Origin of the sequence: Vibrio sp. Vb1337 (assembly GCF_033338715.1) — a bacterium.
Taxonomy (GTDB): Bacteria; Pseudomonadota; Gammaproteobacteria; order Enterobacterales; family Vibrionaceae; genus Vibrio; species Vibrio alginolyticus.
Genome location: NZ_JAWOTD010000173.1, coordinates 1 through 1,191 on the forward strand (window position 1 = coordinate 1; position 1,191 = coordinate 1,191).

At 45.4% G+C, this 1,191-nt stretch carries 1 protein-coding gene and 1 pseudogene; both read left to right on the plus strand.

The window, feature by feature from the left end:
* Positions 1-435, plus strand: a pseudogene (locus tag R7E42_RS24790) (TIGR01212 family radical SAM protein); the annotation flags it as partial.
* A 34-nt stretch (positions 436-469) separates the two neighbouring features.
* A partial coding sequence (locus tag R7E42_RS24795; protein WP_318073202.1) for a PAS domain-containing protein occupies positions 470-1,191 on the plus strand: 722 nt, incomplete at its 3' end.

Below are 1,191 nucleotides of genomic sequence, written 5' to 3' on the forward strand. Positions count from 1 at the left end.
TTAGGGATCAAAGTTTGTACTCATTTGATTGTTGGACTACCGAAAGAAACCCGCGACGATAATATTGAAACGCTGCAAAAAGTGTTGGCCGTGGGCACTGATGGCATCAAGTTACATGGCCTGCATATTGTGGAAGGCAGTACGATGGCGAAAGCTTGGAGAGCTGGCAGATTAGAAGCTCCTGAATTGGAAGAATATGTTGCGATTGCCAGTGAAATGATTCGTATGACGCCCGCTGATGTTGTGTTTCATCGTGTCTCTTCCGCAGCTCGTCGTCCAACGTTGTTGTCCCCGCTTTGGTGTGAAAACCGTTGGTTAGCCATGACTGAAATTGGTCGCGCATTAAATAAAGATGGCGCTCAAGGCAGCTTAATAGGAAAGCCTTTTATCTACACGAAGCCGGAATTAAAAGCATATTGCTCAATAAATAACTGATATATTTTTAGCAGTTTGCTTTATAGGTGGAAAAATGGATCAGTTACTTAATTGGCTTTGGAATGGGCAGGAGAGTTATGGATATATTGTCCTGCTATCGATAGTCAGTGCGATTGCGATAGCACTTATCTACTTTCGTTTCCAAAACGCACTTAAGCAGCTTATTACTGATTCGCCTTATCCAGTGCTGGTGCTAGATGCCAGCCATGGACAAATCCTACTTTCGAATCAAGCAGCGATGCAGTTGCTTGGCATTCGCTCACTGGGTACAGGCTTTTTGTACCCAGCTTTGTTTGAGCTTCACAAACTTTCTTCGTTGCTAGATAGTTTTTCCAGTCGCTATTTCCGTCACCAAGTCTTTGATTGGCGTTTATCTGAAAACGAATCTATTAAGGTTGAATTGTCCGGCCGAAAGAGTTTGCTACGTGGTCATCGTGTTTGGATCATGTACGCGCAACCTTATCAAGTCACTTTACAAGAGCAGCAGCAAGAGTTGGCGCAGTTAGAGATGGCTCGCTCAGCGCTAGATTCGCTGTCCGAGTTGATCTGCTTACAAGATTGTCAAGGTAACTTATTGACGACGAATCGTGCCTTTGACCAGTTTTGGGAGGGGCGACGAGAAGAAGCCATCACTGCAACGGCGAGCCGAGTCGCTACCCGTAAAAGTGAACGCAAATGGACGACGGACACGCAAGGTCGCAGCTGCTTGCTTGAAGTGAATTTAAGCTCATTAGTTTCGCCAAGTGGTGAGCTACT